Below are 22,172 nucleotides of genomic sequence, written 5' to 3'. Positions count from 1 at the left end.
GAAAAGCCAAGCAATTGGCTTTTCGTCCGCTTCGCGGACCGCTCCTCACCTCCCCGTATAGTGACGGGGAGAAAGAAGCTCATTTCAGATCTTGGCGTCGTGCGGCAGCGGCGCTGTTGCCTTCTCCAGCCAGGCCAGCGTCTCGCCGTCGAGCATCGGGCCGATCTCGGCCAGCACCCAGGCATGGTAAGTATCCAGCCAGTGCAACTCCTCGCGCGTCAGCAGGTCGGTGCGGATCAGCCTGATATCGATCGGCGCCAGTGTCAGCGTCTCGAAACCGTGCATGGCGATGTCGCCGCCCTCCACCTGTTCAGCCGGTGTCACCAGGATCAGGTTCTCGATGCGGATGCCGTAGGAGCCTTCCTTGTAATAGCCGGGCTCGTTGGAGAGCATCATGCCGGCCAGCAGCTTTTCGGTGCCGGTGCGGGCGATGCGCTGCGGCCCTTCATGCACGGCCAGATACGAGCCGACACCATGGCCGGTGCCATGGGCAAAGTCGCAGCCATGCTTCCACAGCGCCATGCGCGCCACCGCGTCGATTTCCGAGCCGCGCGTGCCGGCGGGAAAGCGCAGCGTCGAAATGCCGATCATGCCCTTCAACACCAGCGTGAAGCGCTCGCGCATCTCCTCGGTCGGCTGGCCGATCGGCACGGTGCGGGTGATGTCGGTGGTGCCATCCTGATACTGGGCACCGGAATCGAGCAGGAACAGCTCGCCCTTTGCCAGCTTGCGATTGGTGGCGCGCGAGACGCGGTAGTGCATGATGGCGCCGTTCGGCCCGGCGCCGGAAATGGTGTCGAAGGAGACATCGCGCAGCGGCATCTGCGTTTCCTCGCCGGTCTGCCGGCGCGTTTCCTCCAGCTTGGTGACAACGGTTATTTCGTCGAGCGTGCCCGGCTCCTGCCGTTCCAGCCAGCACAGCAGTTTCGCCACCGCCGCGCCGTCCCGGCGGTGCGCGGCGCGGCTGCCGGCGATTTCCGCCTGGTTCTTGGTGGCGCGCGGAATGCGGGCGGGATCGGCCGCTGAAACAAATGCGCCGCCATTGTCCTCGACCAGCATTTTGAGCTTTTCCGCCGCCAGCACCGGATCGAGCCCGATCTTGGCGCCGCCCTTGGCAAGGGCTGCGACCGCCGCCTCGAATTCGCCGGGCTCGTGCAGATCGGCGAGTTGGGTGAGATAGGCGGCGACCGTGCGCGAAAACTTGCGGCTGTCCATGAACAGCTGATGCTTGCCGTCGGCGGCGAGGATCGCAAAGCCGAGCGCCAGCGGCGTGTGCGGCACGTCACCGCCACGGATGTTGAAGGCCCAGGCGATCGAGGAGGGGTCGGTGAGCACGGCGTGCGTCGCGCCCTCCTTGCCGATTGCCGCCGCCAGCCGCGCCAGCTTGTCCTTGGCGAGTTCCCCGGCAAAGCCGATCGGGTGGATTTCGACCGGCGCCACGGGCGGCGCCGGCTGATCCTTCCAGATGATGTCGATCGGGTTCCTGTCGAGCGGCACCAGCGTCGCGCCGGATTGCTCGGCCGAGGTTTTCAGCGCCTTGACCTCAGCGATCGTGTGCAGCCACGGGTCGAAGCCAAGCCTGGCGCCCTTGCCGAGATTGTCCTTGATCCAGGAGGCCGGCGGGTTGTCGACGAGACTCTCGATCGCAAAAATGTCGAGATCGACCTCGTGGCGCACTTGCAAGGTATAGCGGCCATCGACGAACATGAAGGCGCGGTCACGCTGCACAAGTGCTACGCCGGCCGAGCCGCTGAATCCGGTCAACCATTTCAGCCGCGCCGAGCGATCGGCGACATACTCGCCCTGGTGCTCGTCGGCGCGCGGCACCAGGAAACCGTCGAGGCCATTATCCGCCAGCCATCGCCGCAGCAACGTCACGCGCGGCTTGCCGACGCTGGGGTCGCCTGCGGAATCGAAGGTCTGGAACATGGTATGCCTCCTGTATCGGGCGCGACCGTAGCGCATGACCCGGAAAACCGGAATCGATTTTCGCCAATCGCAACAGGCTCGGATGGTCCAAAGCGCGTTGCGTCTCAGTGCTTCAGGTGGATCGTCACCCAGCCTTCGCGATGCAAGGTCCTGACATGCCGGAAATTCTGGCCGACATAGGCCGAGATCACCGCATTGCATTGGCGCTCGAGGATGCCGGACAACACGATCGAGCCGCCGAGGCTGATGTGCCTGGCCATCTCAGGCGCCAGCCGCATCAGCGGCCGCGCCAATATGTTGGCGACGATGAGGTCGAAAGGCGCGCGCTTGCCGAAGATCGGGTGGTGGAAACCGGGCGCCGTCACCGTTTCGACCAGCGCCTTGACGTGGTTGAGGCGGGCATTGGCGGCGGCGACCCTGACGGCGATCGGATCGATGTCGGTCGCCAGCACCGGAATATGCGCCAGTTTGGCGACGGCGATCGCCAGCACCGCGCTGCCGGTGCCGAGGTCGAGGGCATTCCTGGGACGTTCGCGGCGCACGACCCGCTCCAGCATTTCGAGGCAGCCGGCCGTGGTGCCGTGATGGCCGGTGCCGAAGGCAAGGCCGGCCTCGATCTCGATGGCCAGTTCGCCGCTGTGGCGCTTCCTGCGGTCATGCGCGCCATGGACGACGAAACGTCCAGCGCGCACCGGCTTCAGTCCCTCCAGCGAGCGCGCCACCCAGTCGATGTCGGGCAAAACCTCGCGCTCGATCGGCTTCGACAGGGACAGTCCGGCAAGGCTGTCCCTTAGCCGCGCCTCAACCGCGTCGACATTGCCGTCGGTGTAGAGCGAAACCTCATAGATGTCGCGGTCTTCATCGACTTCGAGCACGGCGATCGGCAGGCCTTCATCCTCGAAAGCCGGCTCGAGCGCGGCAAAGATGCGGTCGGCCTCGATCTTCCCAGCGATGAAGTGGAGCCTGGTCTGACCCATCAGTTGGTCTCTTGCTTGAGCATGATCTCTGGACAACACTTTTCTGTCCGAGAAAACCGGAATCCACGTTTCGGGATCATGCCTAGCCTGCCGCCAGCCGCTTCAGCTTGGCGATAGCGGTATCGGCGCTTTCGCCATAGGCTATGGTGCCCGAAAACTCGCCCTTGGCGTTGAGCAGCAGCGCGGAGGCGGTGTGGTCCATCGTGTAATCGCCGTCGCCGGTGTCGACCTTCTTCCAGTAGATGTTGAAGGACTTCGCCATGGCGTGCACCTTGTCGGGATCGCCCGATATGCCGACGATGCGGTCGGAGAAATTGCTGACGTAAGTGTTCATCACAGGCGGCGTGTCGCGCTCTGGATCGACGGTAACGAAGTAGGCGTTGAGGTTCTTGCCGTCGTCGCCCAGCGTCTTCAGCCAGCCGGCCATTTCGAACAAAGTGGTCGGGCAGACTTCCGGGCAATGGGTGAAGCCGAAGAAGACGATGCTGGGTTTTCCCCGGAAGGCGGCTTCGGTGATTGGCGCGCCTTTCTGGTCGACCAGCGTGAATGGCGCGCCATACGGTTCGCCACCATAGTGGCCGCGATAGAAGTCAAAGGTGAGCCAGCCGATGCCCGCCGCCATCAGAACGAGAATGCCGACCAGAATTGAACGCATCATCAGGAATTGTCCGTAGCAGAAATCATCGAGCGCCGGATCGGCGCCTCTCTGCCGGCAGTCTTAGCCGGTCGCAGGGGGCAAGGCAAAGATGCCGCGTTGCCGCAACCGGGCTGGGCGCTACCTTGCAAACAGCTGGCCCTTATCCCACCTGAGACCGGCAAACTGAACCTGAGGAGGCTCCCTTGCAAAGACGGACTGGGCAGAGACGGATTGGGCAGAAACTGATCGGCGGCGCGCTGGCCGCATGCATTGCCCTTGGCGCCGGTGCCGCAGCGGCAGAGGAAGTCGGCAAGGTCGGCGTCGATTGGGTCGGCAACGACATCATCGTCGAGGCGATCAAGGATCCCAAGATCGACGGCGTGACCTGCCATGTCTCCTATTTCGACCGCAGCGTCATCGACCGGCTGCACAAGGGCAACTGGTTCGAGGATCCGTCTGATTCCTCGATCTCCTGCCGCCAGACCGGGCCGATCACCATCGGCGACATCGACATGAGCGAGGGCGGCGAAGAGGTGTTCAAGCAAGGCATCAGCCTGATCTGGAAGAAGCAGGTGGTGAACCGCATCTACGACAAGAAGAACGAGACGCTGATCTATCTCTCGCATTCGCGCCAAGTGCAGGACGGCTCGGCGAAAATGTCGGTGACGACCGTGCCGCTGTTCGGCCAGAACGTGGTGTGGACCGGCGGCAAGCCGAAATAACGATCCTCCGGGCGCAACGCGACAATTGCTTCCGCAATTGCGCGGGGGTAAATCCGCCAGATGGACCGTACCGAAAACCTCGTCCTGAAAGATCCCGAGCCGCGCATCCATTCGACCGCGGAGCTGAAAGCGTGCAAGCTTGGCCGCTATGCCTCGATCGGCGAACGGGTGGTGCTGCGCGAGGTCAATGTCGGCGATTTCTCCTATTTCGAGCGCCACGCCGAGGCGATCTACACGACGATCGGAAAATTCTGCTCGATCGCCGCCAACAGCCGCATCAATGCCTTGGAGCATCCGATCGAGCGGATCACGCAGCACAAGCTCAGCTACCGGCCGAACGAGTATTTCCGCTGGCTGGGCGTCGACGCGGCGTTCCGCGCGCGGCGGCAGGCCAAGGCGGTCGGCATCGGCAATGATGTCTGGATCGGCCATGGCGCCGTCATCATGCCCGAGATCAGCATCGGCAATGGCGCCATCATCGGCGCCAATTCGGTGGTGACGCGGGATGTGCCGGCCTACACAATCGTCGCCGGCGTACCGGCGAAGCCGTTGCGCATGCGCTTTCCCTCCGAGATCGCGGCGCGGATCGAAAGCCTTGCCTGGTGGGACTGGCCGCCGGAGAAACTCGCCAAAGCGGTTCCCGACATGCAGGCCTTGCCGATTGAGGATTTCCTCGATCGTTGGGAGCAAGAGCATTCCTGAGAGCTCGCCGCGCGTGCGCGGTTTCATCGACTGGCTGGCCGAAATCCTGGCGCCAAAATTCTGAACGGCACGTGTCGGGAAGAGTTCCGCCGGTCTGCGGCAACGCAACGGACCCCTTCCGCCATGCGGGGGTGGCGCAGCGGAAGGGGCTTGGAGACAAATCCGCCGTGAAGCGGAAGGAACAGGTTTTGGCCTGCATGGTGACTAATGGCAACAAACCGATAAGGCGGCTTTTCACGGCGCTGCGCCTTTGGCGTGCATACAATTGCACCAGCGATGCCCTCTGCGACAGGGAACCGGAAGCGGCTGCCGGTTGTTTATTGTTGGAGCGATGAATGCGGCCTTGGTCAGCTCGTCGCGCTTTGAACGGTTGAGGATGTGAATGATCGAAAAGCTGTTTACCAGAATCGCCAACACCGTTTCGCACTTGGCGGGCCTGCCGCCGACTTTCATCGCCTGTTGCGCCATCGTTATCGTCTGGGCGGTAAGCGGGCCATTCTTCGGCTTCTCCGATACGTGGCAGCTCGTCATCAACACGGGAACGACGATCATCACCTTTTTGATGGTGTTCCTGATTCAGAACACCCAGAACCGCGACGGCGCCGCGGTTCAGGCCAAGCTCGACGAACTGATCCGCGTCAGCGAGGGCCACAATCATTTCATCGGCATCGAGCACCTGACCGAATCCGAGGTCGAGGAGATCAGAGACAAATGCGAGCGGGCGGCAAAACGCCATGACCACGAGCTCGCCGAACTGGCGGGCAAGAAGGCCGTCGCGCAAAAGCGCACCGCGAAAAAACGCGCGCCCGCCTGAGTCTCGGCTTTGGCTGAGTTCGACGATCAGTTTCCCATAAAGGCCGCGAAAGCGTCCTTATGGTCGGGGTGCCAGCGCGAGAGAGCAGGCCGGTTCTCGATGATGTCGCCGATCGCCCAGGCCATGCGCTTTTCATCGGTCGGCCGCATCACCTCATTGTCGGGGCACAGGATGTAGAAGTCCCCGCGCGCCAGCGAAGCCAGCATGAAGTCGACCACCTGCTCGCCGGTCCAGGCGCCAGCGGGTTTTTCGACCGCTCCTTCGGTGAGGCCGGTGAAGGTGAAGCCGGGAATGAGAAGATGCGCCGCGACCTTCGCGCCCGGCTCGTTGCGCAATGCGTGCGCCAGGCCTTCGGTGAACGTCTTCAATGCCGATTTGGATACGTTGTAGGCGAGATTGCCGGGTGGCGTGGTGATGCCTTGCTTGGAGCCGGTGTTGATGATCAGGCCCGGCTCTCCGGAGGCCAGCATGGCCGGCGCAAAGGCCTCGACGCCATGTACGACGCCCCAGAAATTGATGTCGATCAGCCGCTTCCAGGCGTCGCCGTTCTCCCACGGTTTTCCCGGATTGTTGCCGACGCCGGCATTGTTCATCAGCAGCGATACGGCGCCGAAAGCGGCATGCGTCTTTTCCGCCAGCCGGCCGAGTTCGTCGGCCTTCGAGACGTCTGTGGCGACCGCAAGCACGGCATTCTCGCCGGCGATCGCGGCGACTGCCTGGCGGGCCGCATCGAGGCGCGCGCCGCCAATGTCGGCCAGCACCAGTCTCATGCCCATAGCCGCCAGCCTTTTGGCGGCGGCAAGCCCGATGCCGCTGGCGCCCCCGGTGATGACGGCGACGTTGCCTCGGCTGAGGGCGGGCAAAGCGGATTGGATTTCGGCGTCGGAGGTCATGATCTTTTTCCTAGGGTTCGGGTGGCGCCGAACTTAGCGCGGGACGCGCATCGTGCAAGGCCGTCCCGCGTGTTCGGGTTGACCGCATCAACGGCGGCTGTGCATGCTGCGGCTGAACAGGAGACTGCCGATTGACCGACTGGGTTGCGATCCTGAAGGAGCAGACCGCCACCGGCGACCAGATGGGCCGCGAGGTGCCACAGATGCTTGCCAATCCGGACATAAGCGAAGCGCAGGTGAAGACCTTGTTTTCGGCACTCGAAAAACAGGCCGAGTTCGTCGAGAAATTGCGCATGGCGCTGGAAAAATTCGGCCATGATTTTTCGATCATCAAGGCGGCCGAGCGGCTGGAGGAGCGCTATGCCGACCTTGCGGCGTCGGTTGCCGAAAAGCTGAAGGCGATGCGCAAGTAGAGACGTCCTACGCTACTTTTCCAGCACCCGCGAAAAACGCGTGTCCGGCACGAACCAGACGGCGGCCACCAGCACGAAGATCGCAACGCCGATCCATTGGTTGACGAAGGCAAGCGGGACGGCTGCGGCGTAGAGGGCCACCGAGATCTTGCCCTTGCGGTCATTGCCCAGCGCCTTGGCGAAGGCGGTGTCGTTGCCGTGCAAATGGTGCAGCTTGGTGGCGAGAAAGGTGTAGGCGACCGCGCACAGCACCAGGTCGATGCCATAGACCGCGACGGGGACGGGCGCGAAATGGTTCTCGCCCATGAAGGCCGTCGTTGCCGGCATCAGCGACAACCAGAACAGAAGGTTGAGGTTGGCCCACAGCACGCGGCCGTCGACCCTTTGGACGGTGTGGAACATGTTGTGCAGATTGTTCCAGTAGATGCCGACATTGATGAACGACAAGACATAGCTGAAAAAGATCGGCCACAGCGGCAGAAGCGCTGAAAAATCCTGGCCATGCGGCACTTTCAGCTCCAGCACCATGATGGTGATGATGATGGCGACCACCCCATCGGTGAATGCCTCGACTCTACCTTTTCCCATGGATTCTCCCTCTCGATGGAAAGACGTTAAGCGAGGATTTCGGGCAAGACCATCCTGACAAGGTTGTCAGGATGAAGTTCGGCGCGTGGAACGGCCATCCTTACATGGACGTTGGGGCGCAATTGGGCGTTGGGCGATTGGCCGGAGGTTGCCATGACCAGCTATGCCGAGACCACGACGCGCGACAACGGACTCGATGGCCGGCCCGCGATGGCCGCGGTTGCCGCCATGATCGCCGCGCTGTTCGCCGGCAGCACGGTGCTGACGCCGCTTTACGTCATCTACAAGCAGGCCTTCGGTTTCTCGCAGATCACGCTGACGCTGGTCTACGCCGTCTATGTCGTCGGCAATCTCGGCGCATTGCTGATGTTCGGGCGCTTGTCCGACGGCATTGGCCGCCGTCCTGCGGCGCTGGCGTCGATGGCCATAGCGGTGGTCAGCGCGGTGGTGTTCCTGCTGGCCGAGAATGTCGCATGGCTCGATGTCGCCCGCATATTGAGCGGCCTTGGCATCGGCGTCGGCGCGGGAACCGGCACGGCCTGGCTTGCCGAGTTGATCGAGGGTAAGGACAAATCGCGCGCGGCAATCATCGCCACCAGCACCAACTTCGTTGGCCTTGGCCTCGGCGCGCTGGCATCGGGCCTGCTCGCCGAATATGCGCCCTGGCCGTTGAGACTAACGTTTGCGGTCTATCTTGCCTTGCTCGTGGTGGTGACGCTGTTGATCTGGCGCACCAGGGAAACCGTTTCGCGGCCGGGAAGGCTGGCCGATGTTTCGCTGCGGCCGCGGCTGTCGGTGCCCGCTGATATCCGCGCCGCTTTCGTGGCGCCGGCCGTCACCGGCTTCGGCGCCATGGCGCTGGTCGGCTTCTATGCAGCCCTGGCGCCGAGCATCCTGGCGCAGCAGCTGCATGTGGCCAACCATGCCGAGGCTGGCGGGCTGTTCTTTGAACTGTCGATCGTTGCGGCCGCGACCATTCTGGCCACGACCCGACTGTCCAGTCGCGCCGGCATGCTGGCCGCGCTGGCGCTGATGATCCCGGCCGTAGGGCTGATGGTTGCTGCTCAGTTTTTCGCGTCGATGTCCCTGATGGTTGCCGCCACCGCTGTGTGCGGCGTGGCGGCGGCGCTCGGCTATCGCGGCGGCCTGCAGGTGGTGAGCCAGATCGCACCTGCCGAGCGTCGCGCCGAATTGGTGTCGGCGTTCTTCATCTGCTGCTTCTGCGGCAATGCGCTGCCGGTGATCGGCATTGGGCTGCTGTCGAGTTGGGCCACTCCGACGACGGCAAGCCTGGCCTTCGCCGGTATGATCACGCTGTTCTCTGTCGTAGCGCTGGGGTTCGGCGTCAAATACGCGCGCTGAGCCTCACCCGCTTGGCGTCCCGGGCGCCATGTTTGCCCGTCCGCGCGGGATGCCGAGGCCGGTGTCGGGCGGCTCGCCGGCGGCCGGCCGGTCCTCGATCATGTGCATGGTGCGCCAGCGGCCGAAGCGATAATAGGCGGCGGCCAGCACCAGCGAGGTGATCGATCCCGCCGGAAAACTCCACCACAGCGCTTCCTCGCCGATGTAGCTCCTGAAGAAGTAGGCAAAGCCGGTACGCACGACCATCACGGAAATCACCAGAATGATCAGCGGCGGCATCACGGCACCGGTGGCGCGCACGGTCGCGAACAGCACGATGGTGACGCCGAACAGGATGAACGACCAGGACGCCACCTTGTTGATGTGGGCTGCAATGTCGATTGCGGTGCTGTCCCCGCTAAGGAACAGGCCGAGTACCGGCCTGTCGAAGAAGAACAGCAGCGCCACCAGGGCGCCGGTGAGCACCAGGTTGAAGCCGACGCCGGACGCCGCGATCCGACCGATGCGGTCCCACCGCCCTGCGCCGACATTCTGGGCCGCCATCGACGAGACTGCGGCGCCGATCGCCAGTGCAGGCATCTGGATATAGGTCCACAGCTGCGCCGCGATGCCATAGGCGGCGGCGACCTGCGAGCCGTAGGAGTTGACGATGCCCATCACGGTCAGCGCCGCCGCCGAAATGACGATCATCTGCAGGCCCATCGGCACGCCCTTGAAGACGACGATCCTGAGCAGCGCCGGATCCGGCCGCAGCAGAGCGAGGTTCGCGCCGGCGAGCCGCAACGGATGCTTTCTGGCATAAAGCACGACGAGGATGGCGATCACGCTCACCGTCTGGCCGATCAGCGTCGAGGTGGCGGAGCCGGCGATGCCGAGCTCGGGGAAGGGGCCGATTCCGCGAATGAGCAGCGGATTGAGGATGATGTCGAGCACGACGGCGAGCGCCATGAAGAAGAATGGCGTGCGCGAATCACCCGCACCGCGCAGCACCGTCATGACGAAGGACAGAAGATTCATCATCGGCACGGCGACGAAGATGATGCGCAGATAGGAGCGCGCCAGCGGCAGCGCATCGGGCGGGGTGCCCAGTGTGTTGAGGATGGCGTCGACCCAGATCCAGCCGCAGACGGCGAAGATAGCCGAGACGAGGAAGAAGAAGCTGGCGCTGGTGCCGACGATGCGCCGCGCCTCGGGCAGGTCGCGGGCGCCGACCGATTGCGCCACCAGGATGGTGGCGGCCATGCCGATGCCGAACACGGTGCCAAGAATCAGGAACAGCACCAGATTGGCGTTTGAGGTCGCCGTCAGCGCCGATTCACCGAGGAAGCGGCCGACCCAGACGGCGTTGATCGAACCGTTGAGCGACTGCAGCACATTGGAACCGAGCACCGGAAGCGCGAACAACAGCAGCGTGCGAGGGATTGGGCCGCTGGTGAGATCGCCGGTGCGCCGGCGCGGTAGTATTTTTTCGTCCATGGGCTGTTCGGCGAAGGTTCATCTCAAAGTCCGCCCGGCAATGATCGCCGATTTAACGGACAAGGTCGATGCGGCATTGGAACATGCCACCTGGCGGCTTCACGCTAATCAGTTCTCAAAACATTCGGAATGGGATATGGGTCGTCGCCGCGTGGGGTCGCATATCCTGTTGGATATGATGAATAGGCTGGGGGGATCATGTCCGACAATCCGCTTTTTTCCGAGCGCCTGAACCGGCGCGCGTTTCTTGGAATATCCGCTTTGGGTGCCGCTTCCATGGCGCTTTCAGCCTGCACCACGACCGACGTCGTGGTGCCGCCAACGCCCGCTCCGGCGCCCGAACCGGCTCTGGGCGATGCCGCCACCATGTATTCGGCGCGCGTCGATGAGGGCTTTTCATTGCCGGCAATCCCCGTGGCCAAGCTCGATCCGAAGTTCGTGCGCCAGATCGTGGACGATCCGACCGGCGAAAAACCCGGCACGATCGTCGTCGATACATCCGAGCATTTTCTCTATCTGGTGCGCGATGGCGGCAAGGCAATGCGCTATGGCGTAAGCCTCGGCAAGGCCGGGTTTGGCTGGACCGGCAGCGCCGTGATCCAGGCGCGCAAGAAATGGCCGGTGTGGACGCCGCCGCCGGAAATGATCCAGCGCCGGCCGGAACTGGCGAAATACAAGGACGGCATGCCGCCCGGACCGCAGAGCCCGCTCGGCGCGCGCGCGCTCTATCTGTTCCGCGACGGCAAGGACACGATGTACCGGCTGCACGGCACGCCGGAATGGGATTCCATCGGCAAGAACGCGTCGTCGGGCTGCGTGCGCTTCATGAACCAGGACATCATCGACCTCTACAGCCGGGTCAACGGCGTAGCCCAGGTCTATGTGCGCCCGAACCTGTCGGCCGCGGGCAAGATCATGGCTGTGTCGAGCCGGACCGCCGAGCCGATCGATGCCGGCGTGCCAAGGGATGCGGAGATTTTGAAATAGGTGCCTTCACGGCATCGCTGATCGCCGACAAACGGTTAGAGGCGGACGCGCCGGGCGCGTCCGCCTCTCCGTATACGGCTACTTCTTGGCGAGGCCCGGAAGCGTGACCTGATAGACCAGGAACATGGTGTCGACATCGGCGCCGTCTTCGGCCTTGTAGGGCGCGCCGACCTGAAAACCGTCCTCGGTGAGAAAGTCGTTATCGTTGCCGACGAACAGGAAATAGTCGTCGGGCAGCGCCGGATCGAGCACGCTGACCACCGACATTGCTTCCCACTTCTCCGACAGATTGTTCTTGTCGTTGGGCTTGCCGTCATGCAGGCCGAAACGGCCGAGTTCCTTGTTGTCGTTGATGTCGATGAACGGCGTCAGCTTGGCCGGCGTCACCGAGGGGTCGAGCACGCCCTTGGGCGCCAGCGGCTTGTCGGCGGCATCGAAGGCGCCGCCGGCAATGTCGGTGGCGCCAGAGACGTCGACGACGAAAATCTGGCGCAGCAGCGAAGTATCGCCCTTCACCCCCTGGCCGTTTCCGCTGTCGCGCGCCAGCATCAGGAAGGTCTTGTCGGACAGCGCCACGATTTCGCTCTGCGCGGCGACCTTGGTCTTGTCCTTGGCGTCCTTGAACACCGGCAGCGGCACGGCATATTCATGCACCAGCTTGAGATGGGCCGGGTCGGAGGCGTCGTAGACCAGCGCGCGGGTGTTCTGGCGCGTCGCGGGCGAATCGCCGCCATCCTGGCGGGGCGCCGACTGCAGCACAGTAATCAGCGACTTGCCGTCCGGCGTCAGCGCCATGCCTTCGAGGCCTTGATTGTTCTGGCGGCCGGTTTCGGGATCCTTCGGATCGGGTTCGGCTGCACCGGGGCCCGGATTGTCGGAGGCGAAGTTCGGCGCGCCCTTGCGCATCGGCACCAAAGCGGCGGGCGGCTGCGTTGCCGACAACAGATGGCCGTCGGCCGAGAAGCGGTAGATGTTGGGGCCGTATTCGTCAGAGATGAACATGGTGCCGTCGGGCAGCCGCGCGATCGCCTCATTGTCGAGCGCCAGCTTGCCATTGGCCTCGGGCAGGATCGGCAGGTCGCCATTGGCCGCGCGCAAGCCGTTGAGCGGATCGAGACCGGTGGCGTCTGCGCCCTTGTCGTCGGTGAGCAGCAGGGAATCGGCTAGCGTCGCCTTGACGCCGGTCCTTTCCTGGCCGGCGGTGGGCGTGGCGCCCAGTGCGGTCGGCGTGAACTCGATGCGAATAGTGTTGAGCCGCGGCCGGTAGTCGGTGGTGCCGACGACATTGTAGCCGCGATCCGGCAGCAGCCACAGCGAACCCTTGTAGCCATCCGCGCCATGGGTCCAGCTTGCGGCGTCGATCGACATGCCGGAGCCGGAGCCGAAGGTCTCGCCGAACTTGTCCTTCTGATCGGCCGGAATGCGGCCGACGCCGACCAGGCCCTTGTTGACGAAGCCGCCAACGGTGGCGGTGCTGTCGGCAAGGGCAGGGGTCAGGGCGCTAAACAGCGCCAATGCGGCGCCGAGCGACACGGTTCGGTGCAGATTTTTCATGGGATAACCTCTTTGTGACGGAACGGGCCGGAACGGCCGGATGACGAAGCCGCCGCAATCGACGATGCCGCGCCCACCGATGAGCGGTCTAGGACGCGAAGATGATAGTTGCGTGACAGACCGTGTCGCACGCGCTCCGGAACCATTTTCCAGCCTGATCCGTTGCACGCGAGCCCAAGCGTCGCCTGCGATGGCCGGTCGAGCCCCGGGCCCAGGAGGGATAAATGGGTTTCGATCAGTATCACGAGCCACCGGAAGAACTGACGCAGGAGGTGCGGACCTTTGCCCGCATGATCACCTCGTTGATCGAAGAGGCCGAGGCGATCAGCTGGTACGAACAGCGCATGTCGGTCGAGAAAGACCCTCAGGCCAAGGCGATCATGAAGAACGCGCAAGGCGAGGAGTTCAAGCATTTCGGCATGGATCTGGAATTCCTGCTGCGCCAGAAGAAAGACTGGCGCACGGAACTGAAGGAAATCCTGTTCACCACCGGCGACATCGTCAAGGCCGGCGAGCGGGGCGAGAAGAAGGTGGATTGAGGCCCGCCGGCCTTCCTCCGCGGCGGATCAATCGCTGTCGCGGGCGATCAGCTCCAGCGGCCAGACTTCGCGGATGATGCGCGGACCTTCCGGGCCGGCAAAGGCGGGAAGCGAGGCCAGCAGCATTTCGGCCAGCCGCCGGCCCATCGGCTCCAGCGACGGACGGAAGGCGGTCAGCGCCGGCGAGAAATAACGGCAGAGCGGCGTGTCGACGATGACGATCACCGCGATGTCGTGGCCGGGCCTGATGCCCATCTCGGCCAGTGCCTTGCAGCCGCCGAGCGCCATTGCGTCATTGTTGAAGATGATGGCTGTGGGCCGGTCCTTGGAGAGCATCACGCGCGGCGTCACCTGGTAGCCTCCGGCCTCGTTGATGAAGCCGTCGGCGATCAGGCCGGGGTCGACTTCGATGCCATGCCGCCCCAGCGCCTTGCGGTAGCCGTCGAGGAACAGGTAGCCGAAGTTGAGATCCAGCGAAGGGCGGATGGCGGCAATGCGGCGGTGGCCGCGCGCGACCAGCCGGTCGACGGCTTCATCACCCGCCCTCTCGAAATCGATATCGAGCGAAGGATAGGTGTCGTCGCCGGATTGACTTCGGCCAAGCGTGGCGAAGGGAAAGCCAGCCTTGCTGAGATAGTCGATCCGATCGTCTTCCCGCCGTGTATTGGCCAACACGACCGCGTCGGCCCGGCGCGTCTCAACCACGCGGCGCAGCCTCTCCTGCTGATATTGGCCGGGCTCGCCCATGACGACCATCAGATCCAGGTCATCCTCGGCCAGTCGGCCCTGCAGACCGATCAGGAACGGGATGAAGAACGGTTCGCCATATTGCTGGTCGCCCGGATGCGGCTGCAGCATGAAGGCGATCGAATGGGTGGTGCCTTGCCGCAGACTGCGGCCGGACTGGTTGGGCGAATAGTTCAATTGCTTGGCGGCGGCGAGCACGCGCTGGCGGGTGTCGGCATTGACGTCGGCGCGGCCGTTCAGCGCCCGCGACACGGTGCCGATCGAAATGTTCAGGTGACGCGCAAGGTCATGGATGCTGGACGCCAAGGACAGTTCTCCCCCTGTCTTGGCTAGCACCGGCTGCCGCCCAGGCCAAGGCTTCGGGATGATTTTCGCTGGCAGCCGATTGACATTCTACGCCATCGGGTGTGTTCTCGTAAACGTTTACGGAGAAACGTTTACGGTGATGCCGGAAATGCCGTGACATTCGGTCTGGAGGGACCGGACGGGAGGAATGCCGGATGATGAATGCCGTCCTCGTCGGCTGTGGTGCGATGAGCAAGGCCTGGCTCGATGCCGCGAGGCAGATCGACGGGCTCGCCATTGTCGGCCTTGTCGATCTCGACGCCGAACGGGCGCGGGCGAGGGCACGCGAATACGGGCTCGATAGCGTCGTCATCGGCACCAGCCTCGATCAGGTTCTCGACCAGACCAAACCGCAAGCGGTGTTCGATGTCGTGGTTCCCGCCGCCCGCCGCGACGTCGCCTTTTCCGCCTTTGCCCATCATTGCCATCTGCTCACCGAAAAGCCGCTCGCCGATACTCCGGAAAATGCCCGCGCCATTGTCGACGCGGCGCGCCAGGCAGGGCGCGTTCATGCCGTGGTGCAGAACCGCCGCTACGTCGCCAATGTCCGGCGCATCAGGCGCTTTCTCGACTCCGGCGCCATCGGCAAGCCAACCAGCATCCATGCCGATTTCTTCGTCGCGCCGCATTTCGGCGGCTTCCGCGAGGAGATGGCGCATGTGCTTTTGCTCGACATGGCGATCCATACTTTCGACGCCGCCCGCTACATGGTCGGCGGCGATCCCGCCGGCGTCTTTTGCCAGGAATGGGAGCCGGCGAATTCCTGGTACCGGCAGGGATCGTCGGCCAGCGCTATCTTCGATCTCGGCGGCGGCAAGGTGTTCACCTATGCAGGCTCCTGGTGCGCGGCGGGCTTCCGCACCAGTTGGGAGAGCACATGGCGCATCGTCGCCGAGCACGGCAGCCTGCTCTGGGACGGCGAGGACGGGCTGAAGGCCGAGGTTGTGTTGTCGGTCCGCGACGGCCTGTTCGACCTGACCCAACCCATCACAGTGCCGCCGCTCGATCCCGCCGACCGCATCGGCGGTCATCTCGGCATCATCAAGGATTTCATCCACGCCATCGAGACCGGCAGCGAGCCGGAAACGCGTGGCAGCGACAACATCAAAAGCCTGGCCATGGTTTTTGGCGCCATCGAAAGCGCCGAGACCGGACGGCGCGTCGCAATCACACAGGAAGCATCATGATGCCAAACCCGCTTCTCGACATCCGGATCGGCACCATGGTGCGGGCCAATCTCGAAGACCCGGCCGCCTACATCAAAGAGATTCTGCCGCTCGGCTTCGAGAGCATCCAGCCCTTCTTCTGGCAGACGCTGGGCGGCAAGGATTTGCCGCGGCTCGCCGGCGAGATCCGCGAGGCGATCGGCGATGCCGATGTCGTCGTGTCGTCGATCGGTGTGTTCGGCAATCCGCTGGAGGATGGCGAGGTCGATCGCGGCGTGCTCGCGGCCTGGGAAACGGTGATCGACAATGCGCATCTGTTCGGCGCCTCGACGGTCAGCGGCTTCACCGGCCGCCTGCGCGGCAAGAAGCTGACCGACAGCCTGCCGCGCTTCCGTGAGGTCTGGGGGCCGCTGGCCAAACGCGCCGCCGACAAGGGCGTGCGCATTGCCTTCGAAAATTGCGCCATGGACGGCAACTGGGCGGCCGGTGACTGGAACATCGCCCACAATCCGGACGCCTGGGAGCTGATGTTCAACGAATTGCCCGACGAGAATCTCGGCCTGGAATGGGAGCCCTGCCATCAGCTGGTCTACCTCATCGATCCGATGCCGCAGATCCGCAAATGGGCGCCGCGCATCTTCCATGTCCATGGCAAGGACGCGACGGTGCGCTGGGATGTCATCCGCGAGCACGGCGTGTTCGGCAAGCTGCCCTTCGTGCAGATGCGCACGCCCGGTTTTGGCGACAGCGACTGGACGCGGGTGATCAGCGAATTGCGGCTGGCCGGTTACAAGGGCGCCATCGACATCGAGGGCTGGCACGACCCGGTCTATCGCGGCGACCTCGAAATCACAGGTCAGGTGCGCGGGCTGGAATACCTCAAGCAATGCCGGGGAGGAGCGACCTACCTGCCGAACCCGGCGTGACCGAGGGCCGGTGGGAGGAGCCGGCCTGACAGATTGCCAAGCACTGCCGACAAGCACTGCCGACAGGCGAATGACGAAACCCCTCGGCTCACCGAGGACAAAAGGGAGGAACGTGCATGAGCATCGCAATGAGAACGACACTTCTGCGCTCGACCGTCGTGGCCGCCGCCACGGCGCTATGCGCCGCCATCTCCACTCTGCCGGCGCAGGCGCTCGACGCCCAGTGGTGCAAGGATGTCCACATCCGCTTTTTCGTCGGCGGCGCCGAGGGCGACGCTTTCGGCACCATCGTCTATAATGGCGCCAAGCAGGCGGCGGCCGATCTCGGACCCAAGGTCGACTACATCTTCTCGCAGTGGGACGTCGAGAAGATGGTTCAGCAATTGCGCGAGGCCGTCGCCGTGAAGCCCAACGGCATTGCCATGATGGGCCATCCCGGCGACGCCGCGATCATGCCGCTGGCCGAACAGGCGCACAAGGACGGTATCAAGATGATGTACCAGAACGTGCCGGTGCCGACGGTGGTGGCTGCGTTCGGCGGCGGCTATGTCGGCGCCCAGCAGGAGCAGCAGGGCCGCGCGCTCGGCACTGAGGCGTTCAAGCTCGGGAAGCTCAAGTCCGGCGACAAGGCAATCATGATCGGTCCGTTCGAGAACGAGGCCCGCGGCGCGCGCGAGCGCGGCACGGTGGCAGCACTCAAGGAAGCCGGCGTCGAGGTCATCCAGCTGTCGTCGCCGCCGAGCGGCGAATGGGCGTCCGACCCCAATCTGGCGATACCGGTGATCACCGCGGCCCTGCTCAACAATCCCGACGTCAAGGCGGTCGGCTATCCCGGCGGCCAGATGCTGGGCAACGTCGCCACCTACATGCAGGCGGCGGGACGCAAGCCCGGCGACATCTTCAACTTCGGCTTCGATACCAGCCCGCAGATCGTCGAGGCGTTCAAGGGCGGCTGGGTGCAGCTGACGGCCGATCAGCAGCCGTTCCTGCAAGGCTATCTGCCGATCCTCAGCCTTTGCCAGCAGGTGGTGCTGGGCCTGGCGCCGATGAATGTCGACACCGGCGCCGGTTTCGTGACGCCGCAAAATTACGAGATCGTCGCCGAGCTCGCCAAGCAGGCGCTGCGCTGACCTCCCAAACTGCCGGCTGGGCGCAAGCCCGGCCGGCAGGACCGCCGGCACCAGGCCGGGATGATACCACAGGAGCGAGGATCGCCATGGCCGAACGCATCATCGAACTGCGCGACATCAGCAAATCCTATGGCCAGGTCTATGCGCTGGGCGGGGTCAATCTCTCGGTCGACCGCGGCGAGGTGGTTGGCCTGATCGGCGACAATGGCGCCGGCAAATCGACGCTGATCAAGATCCTGTCCGGCGTCGTCAAGCCGACCAGCGGCGAGATCCTGGTGCGCGGCAAGCCGGTGACCGGCTGGAGTGCGGCACGCTCGCGCGACGCCGGCATCGAGACGGTCTTCCAGGATCGGGCGCTGGCCGTGCAGCAGACCATTGTGCGCAACATCTTCATGGGCCGCGAACTCACCGGCTTCATGGGCTTTCTGAAGGTCAATAAAGAGATAGAGGAGGCGAGCCGGCTGATGCGCGAGATCGGCTTCACCTCGAAGGTGTTCACGCCGCACTCGATCGTCGGCCAGCTCTCGGGCGGCGAGCGCCAGGGCGTGGCGATCGCGCGCGCCATCTACAAGCAGGCGGAGCTGATCATCCTCGACGAGCCGACGACGGCGCTGTCGCTGACCGAGACCGCCAAGGTCTTCCATTTCGTGCGCCAGGTGCGGGCGAGCGGGCGCTCGATCCTGTTCATCGGCCACAACATCCATCACGTCTTCGACATCGCCGACCGCTTCGTTGTGATTGACCGCGGCAAGGTGGCGCTGACCGCCGATCGCACCGAGGTCAAGTCGGCCGAAGAGCTGATCAACTTCATGGAAGACGTTGCGCATCCCGGCGGATTGCCGGGGCTGCACGAGGCCGGCGACGCGGAGAGGGCAGCACGATGAGCAAGACCATGGAACCCGATCTGCAGAGCCCTCTTGGCGGCAAGGCGGCCCGACCTGAGTGGAAGCACCCGTCCGACCACTGGCTGCGCGGTTTCGTCATCGACAACCGCGCAGCGCTCGGCACGCTCGCCGTGTTCATCATCATGATGGCGGCGTTCCTGATCGCCAACCCAACCGTGTTCACCACCTGGTATCTCTACAGATCCGTGCTGACCACGCTGCCCGTTGCGCTGTTCGTGGTGGTGCCGCTGGTCTTCGTCGTCACCTGCGGCGAGATCGACCTGTCGTTTCCCGCAACCATGGGCTTTGCCTCCTGGGTGTTCGCGCTGGTGGTGCAGGCCGGCTACGATCCGTTTCTCGGCATCGCAGCGGCGATTCTCACCGGCACGCTGCTCGGCTTTCTCGTCGGATCCCTGGTCGTTTATGGCGGGCTGTCGTCGCTGATCGCCACCCTCGGCATGAATTTCCTGCTGCGGGGACTGATCCAGATCATCAACGAGGGCAGATCGACGGCATTGACCGGTCTCAGCGACAGCTGGGCGTACACCATCTTCTCCGGTCAGGTGGGGGGTTTTCCGGTACAGGTCTTCTGGGCACTCGCCTTCGTAATTTTGTCGGCAATGCTCTACAACCGGCACCGCTTCGGCGCGCAGGTGAGGGTCGTCGGCGACAACCCCGACAGCGCCCAGCAGATGGGCATCGACGTCAAGCGTGTGCGGGTGAAAGTGTTCATCTTCACCGGCATCGGGGCCGCGATCGCCGGCACGTTTTCGGTGATGATCAACTTCACCTGGTGGCCGACCGCGGGCGACGGCTATCTCTTGCCGGTGCTGGCTTCGGTGTTCGTCGGCGGCACGCCGACCTGGGGCGGCATCGGTACGGTTGCCGGTGGAGCGATCGGCGCGGTCACCGTGTCGTTCATCCAGACCGGCGTCGTGGCGGCGGGCCTGAGCGGCTTCTACGTCCAGTTCTTCAACGGGCTGATCATCATCCTGTCGCTGCTGGGGCACAAGTGGAACCAGGCGCGGTACAGGTGAGGGGCGGGCTAAATTGACGGGGACGCTCATGTTGCGGACCGCATGCCCCGACGACTGGGCAGACGCCCGTCGCTTCGTCATTCTAGGGCGGAGCAGGAGCGAAGCTCCGTCGCGTAGACCCTGGAATCCATTCCGCGACCTTGGAGTGCAGCTGCGCAGGATTCCGCACCGTGGCAACGCGTTGAAGACGCGGGATGGATCCTCGGGTCTACGCTGCGTCGCTACGCTCCTTGCTCCGCCCGTGGATGACGAGGCGGGGAGGGCTCCGCCAGACTACAACAATGTGGTCGCTTGTAGGACAACAGGACAAGCGGGCGCTCACACCGCCGCGACGAACCCGTCGAGCACGCGTTTCTGGCCGGCCTTGTCGAAGTCGATGGTCAGCTTGTTGCCTTCGATGTTGGAGATGTTGCCGTTGCCGAATTTCTGGTGGAAGACGCGGTCGCCGACGCTGAAGGGCGACGGCGTGTCGGCGACGGATTTGGCGACCAGTTCGCCGTCGATGGTGCGGCCTTTGACCGAGGTACGGCCGGCGCCGTAGCCGCTGTCGGTCTCGCCATAGCCGATGCGCTCGACCTGGTGGCCGGAGCGCGAGCCCCAGTTGCGGTCGGTCGCCTCGGTGCGGTTGGCCTGCGCGCGCTGCCAGCCCGGCGTCGCATAGGTGTTGGAAAAGGCGCCGGATTTTTCCGCACCGACATTGTCGAAGCGCGAGGCGCCGTAAGGGTTCTGCCGTCCTGCGCCCTGGCCGCCACGGCCCGACGCGAAAGAACCGCCGCCATAGGAATTGCCGTAGCCGCCATAGGAGTTGCCGCTTTCGGCGACCTCGACATGGGCTTCCGGCAGTTCGTCCAGAAAGCGCGACGGGATGGTCGATTGCCACAGGCCGTGGATGCGGCGGTTGGAGACGAACCACAGATGCAGGTTCTTCTTGGCCCGGGTCAGGCCGACATAGGCGAGACGGCGCTCTTCCTCCAGGCCGGAGCGGCCGCCTTCGTCCAGCGCGCGCTGGTGCGGAAACAGGCCTTCCTCCCAGCCGGGGAGGAACACGGTCTCGAATTCGAGGCCCTTGGCCGAATGCAGCGTCATGATGTTGACGGCGTCAAGCTCGGCGTTCTGCTCGGCGTCCATGACCAGCGCGACATGCTCGAGGAAGGAGCGCAGCGATTCATATTCCTCCATCGAGCGGATCAGCTCTTTCAGGTTTTCCAGCCGGCCCGGCGCCTCGACCGAACGGTCGTTCTTCCACATGTCGGTGTAGCCGCTCTCCTCCAGAATGGTCTCGGCGAGCTCGGTGTGTGGCGTGGTTTCCAGCGCCTTCTGCCAGCGCTCGAAATTGGCCGCCACTTCGCGCAAGGCCGCGCGCGGCTTGGGCTTCAGCTCATCGCTTTCCGCGAGCTTGGCCGCGGCCTCCAGCATCGGGATGCGCAAGCTCCGCGCCGTGTCGTGGATCTGCCGGATGGTGGCTTCACCCAGGCCGCGCTTGGGGACATTGACGATGCGCTCGAAGGCGAGGTCGTCGGCGCCCTGCGCGACGACGCGGAAGAAGGCCAGCGCATCGCGGATTTCCATGCGCTCATAAAAACGCGGGCCGCCGATGACGCGGTAATTGAGGCCGAGCGTGACGAAGCGGTCTTCGAATTCGCGCATCTGGAAGGAGGCGCGGACCAGGATGGCCATGTCGTTGAGATTGTGCTTGGCACGCTGGTAGGTCTCGATGGTTTCGCCGACGGCGCGCGCTTCCTCCTCGGAATCCCAAGCGGCGTGGACATGCACCTTCTCGTCGTCCTCGGCGACCTTCTCGGTGAACAGCGTCTTGCCGAAGCGACCCTCATTGTGGGCGATGAGGTGCGAGGCGGTGCCGAGGATGTGCGCCGTCGAGCGGTAGTTGCGTTCCAGCCGGATGATGGTGGCGCCCGGGAAATCCTTGTCGAAGCGCAGGATGTTGTCGACCTCGGCGCCACGCCAGCCATAGATCGATTGGTCGTCGTCGCCGACGCAGCAGATGTTGACTTTGTTTTCGCTCACGGGCCGTTCCGCGCCTGCCGGCGCAGGCCCTCCGCCCCCTCTTTTTTGCGCGCCTTCGGCGTCGCGGGAGTCGCCTCGCAACGGCTCGGATGCCCGGTCGGGCTTGCGGCCTTCGGCCGATCGCGCTTTACCCTCCCCTGGATGGGGAGGGTCGCCGCGAAGCGGCGGGGAGGGGTGACTGGCGCCGGCGCTGCCCCCCCCCCCCCGCGGGGGGGGGGGGGGGGGGGGGGGGGGGGGCCCGCGCCAGGGGGGGGAGGACCTATGGAGGCCAGCCCAGAAAAGAACTCAGAGGAGTCATCGGCGGCGTGCGAGTGGAAGA

At 64.2% G+C, this 22,172-nt stretch carries 20 protein-coding genes and 1 pseudogene; 12 read left to right on the top strand and 9 right to left on the bottom strand.

What is annotated here, in order from left to right; genetic code table 11:
- Positions 1-84 precede the first annotated feature (84 nt).
- The 3 genes from NKI46_RS29145 to NKI46_RS29135 form a co-directional block, all read right to left on the bottom strand.
- On the bottom strand, positions 85-1,929 hold the full coding sequence (locus NKI46_RS29145) for an aminopeptidase P family protein (protein ID WP_352460240.1): 1,845 nt from the start codon (positions 1,927-1,929) through the stop codon (positions 85-87).
- 104 nt (positions 1,930-2,033) lie between these two features.
- Positions 2,034-2,906 (bottom strand): 50S ribosomal protein L11 methyltransferase, encoded by an 873-nt coding sequence (locus NKI46_RS29140; RefSeq protein ID WP_352460241.1) that lies wholly within the window; start codon positions 2,904-2,906, stop codon positions 2,034-2,036.
- A gap of 82 nt (positions 2,907-2,988) precedes the next feature.
- On the bottom strand, positions 2,989-3,564 hold the full coding sequence (locus NKI46_RS29135; protein ID WP_023697009.1) for an SCO family protein: 576 nt from the start codon (positions 3,562-3,564) through the stop codon (positions 2,989-2,991).
- 182 nt (positions 3,565-3,746) lie between these two features.
- On the opposite strand from NKI46_RS29135, the gene NKI46_RS29130 reads away from it, so the two are divergent.
- The 3 genes from NKI46_RS29130 (at position 3,747) to NKI46_RS29120 (ending at position 5,781) form a co-directional block, all read left to right on the top strand.
- A complete protein-coding gene (locus NKI46_RS29130; protein ID WP_023753104.1) occupies positions 3,747-4,265 on the top strand; it encodes a CreA family protein in 519 nt (172 codons plus the stop codon).
- A gap of 60 nt (positions 4,266-4,325) precedes the next feature.
- Positions 4,326-4,967 (top strand): LbetaH domain-containing protein, encoded by a 642-nt coding sequence (locus NKI46_RS29125; RefSeq protein WP_023733062.1) that lies wholly within the window; start codon positions 4,326-4,328, stop codon positions 4,965-4,967.
- A 382-nt stretch (positions 4,968-5,349) separates the two neighbouring features.
- The gene (locus NKI46_RS29120; protein ID WP_023750938.1) at positions 5,350-5,781 is read left to right on the top strand and encodes a low affinity iron permease family protein; all 432 of its coding nucleotides are present in this window, start codon (positions 5,350-5,352) and stop codon (positions 5,779-5,781) included.
- A 26-nt stretch (positions 5,782-5,807) separates the two neighbouring features.
- On the opposite strand, the gene NKI46_RS29115 is transcribed toward NKI46_RS29120, so the two are convergent.
- Complete coding sequence (locus NKI46_RS29115) at positions 5,808-6,674, bottom strand: SDR family NAD(P)-dependent oxidoreductase (protein WP_023682121.1); 867 nt, start codon at positions 6,672-6,674, stop codon at positions 5,808-5,810.
- 131 nt (positions 6,675-6,805) lie between these two features.
- Between NKI46_RS29115 and NKI46_RS29110 the strand changes: the two genes are divergently transcribed.
- Positions 6,806-7,087, top strand: coding sequence for a hypothetical protein (locus tag NKI46_RS29110; protein WP_023668298.1), 282 nt, complete (start codon positions 6,806-6,808; stop codon positions 7,085-7,087).
- A gap of 12 nt (positions 7,088-7,099) precedes the next feature.
- Here the strand turns inward: NKI46_RS29110 and NKI46_RS29105 are convergent, their stop codons facing one another.
- Positions 7,100-7,675, bottom strand: a complete 576-nt coding sequence (locus NKI46_RS29105; protein ID WP_023668299.1) for a TMEM175 family protein — start codon at positions 7,673-7,675, stop codon at positions 7,100-7,102.
- A 153-nt stretch (positions 7,676-7,828) separates the two neighbouring features.
- On the opposite strand from NKI46_RS29105, the gene NKI46_RS29100 reads away from it, so the two are divergent.
- Positions 7,829-9,037: an MFS transporter gene (locus tag NKI46_RS29100; protein WP_352460243.1), complete on the top strand. Its 1,209-nt coding sequence runs from the start codon at positions 7,829-7,831 to the stop codon at positions 9,035-9,037.
- 3 nt (positions 9,038-9,040) lie between these two features.
- Here the strand turns inward: NKI46_RS29100 and NKI46_RS29095 are convergent, their stop codons facing one another.
- Positions 9,041-10,513, bottom strand: a complete 1,473-nt coding sequence (locus NKI46_RS29095; protein ID WP_023739847.1) for an MATE family efflux transporter — start codon at positions 10,511-10,513, stop codon at positions 9,041-9,043.
- A gap of 198 nt (positions 10,514-10,711) precedes the next feature.
- Between NKI46_RS29095 and NKI46_RS29090 the strand changes: the two genes are divergently transcribed.
- Entirely contained in the window at positions 10,712-11,500 is a 789-nt protein-coding gene (locus NKI46_RS29090; RefSeq protein WP_023668302.1) for a L,D-transpeptidase, read from the top strand.
- A gap of 78 nt (positions 11,501-11,578) precedes the next feature.
- On the opposite strand, the gene NKI46_RS29085 is transcribed toward NKI46_RS29090, so the two are convergent.
- Complete coding sequence (locus tag NKI46_RS29085; RefSeq protein WP_352749274.1) at positions 11,579-13,054, bottom strand: esterase-like activity of phytase family protein; 1,476 nt, start codon at positions 13,052-13,054, stop codon at positions 11,579-11,581.
- Positions 13,055-13,278: 224 nt separating this feature from the next.
- Here NKI46_RS29085 and NKI46_RS29080 point away from each other — a divergent pair, with 224 nt between their 5' ends.
- Positions 13,279-13,593, top strand: a complete 315-nt coding sequence (locus NKI46_RS29080; protein ID WP_023712452.1) for a ferritin family protein — start codon at positions 13,279-13,281, stop codon at positions 13,591-13,593.
- 27 nt (positions 13,594-13,620) lie between these two features.
- Here the strand turns inward: NKI46_RS29080 and NKI46_RS29075 are convergent, their stop codons facing one another.
- The gene (locus NKI46_RS29075) at positions 13,621-14,646 is read right to left on the bottom strand and encodes a LacI family DNA-binding transcriptional regulator (protein WP_023697001.1); all 1,026 of its coding nucleotides are present in this window, start codon (positions 14,644-14,646) and stop codon (positions 13,621-13,623) included.
- Positions 14,647-14,840: 194 nt separating this feature from the next.
- Here NKI46_RS29075 and NKI46_RS29070 point away from each other — a divergent pair, with 194 nt between their 5' ends.
- The 5 genes from NKI46_RS29070 (at position 14,841) to NKI46_RS29050 (ending at position 19,828) form a co-directional block, all read left to right on the top strand.
- Positions 14,841-15,872 (top strand): Gfo/Idh/MocA family protein, encoded by a 1,032-nt coding sequence (locus NKI46_RS29070; protein ID WP_352749270.1) that lies wholly within the window; start codon positions 14,841-14,843, stop codon positions 15,870-15,872.
- The gene (locus tag NKI46_RS29065; protein WP_352741291.1) at positions 15,869-16,777 is read left to right on the top strand and encodes a sugar phosphate isomerase/epimerase family protein; all 909 of its coding nucleotides are present in this window, start codon (positions 15,869-15,871) and stop codon (positions 16,775-16,777) included. Before NKI46_RS29070 ends, NKI46_RS29065 begins: the two co-directional genes overlap by 4 nt.
- Before the next feature lie 116 nt (positions 16,778-16,893).
- Positions 16,894-17,907, top strand: a complete 1,014-nt coding sequence (locus NKI46_RS29060; protein WP_352749268.1) for a substrate-binding domain-containing protein — start codon at positions 16,894-16,896, stop codon at positions 17,905-17,907.
- Positions 17,908-17,993: 86 nt separating this feature from the next.
- The gene (locus NKI46_RS29055) at positions 17,994-18,791 is read left to right on the top strand and encodes an ATP-binding cassette domain-containing protein (RefSeq protein WP_023668308.1); all 798 of its coding nucleotides are present in this window, start codon (positions 17,994-17,996) and stop codon (positions 18,789-18,791) included.
- Positions 18,788-19,828, top strand: coding sequence for an ABC transporter permease (locus NKI46_RS29050; protein WP_352749265.1), 1,041 nt, complete (start codon positions 18,788-18,790; stop codon positions 19,826-19,828). The genes NKI46_RS29055 and NKI46_RS29050 overlap by 4 nt, the downstream gene beginning before the upstream one ends.
- A 318-nt stretch (positions 19,829-20,146) precedes the next feature.
- Here the strand turns inward: NKI46_RS29050 and NKI46_RS29045 are convergent.
- Positions 20,147-21,987: pseudogene (locus NKI46_RS29045) on the bottom strand (ATP-dependent helicase); the annotation flags it as partial.
- Between the last annotated feature and the right edge of the window lie 185 nt (positions 21,988-22,172).

This window comes from Mesorhizobium sp. M0615 (assembly GCF_040320805.1).
Classification (GTDB): domain Bacteria; phylum Pseudomonadota; class Alphaproteobacteria; order Rhizobiales; family Rhizobiaceae; genus Mesorhizobium.
The sequence above is the reverse complement of the archived record's forward strand: the minus strand, read 5'-3'. Positions and strand labels throughout refer to the sequence as shown.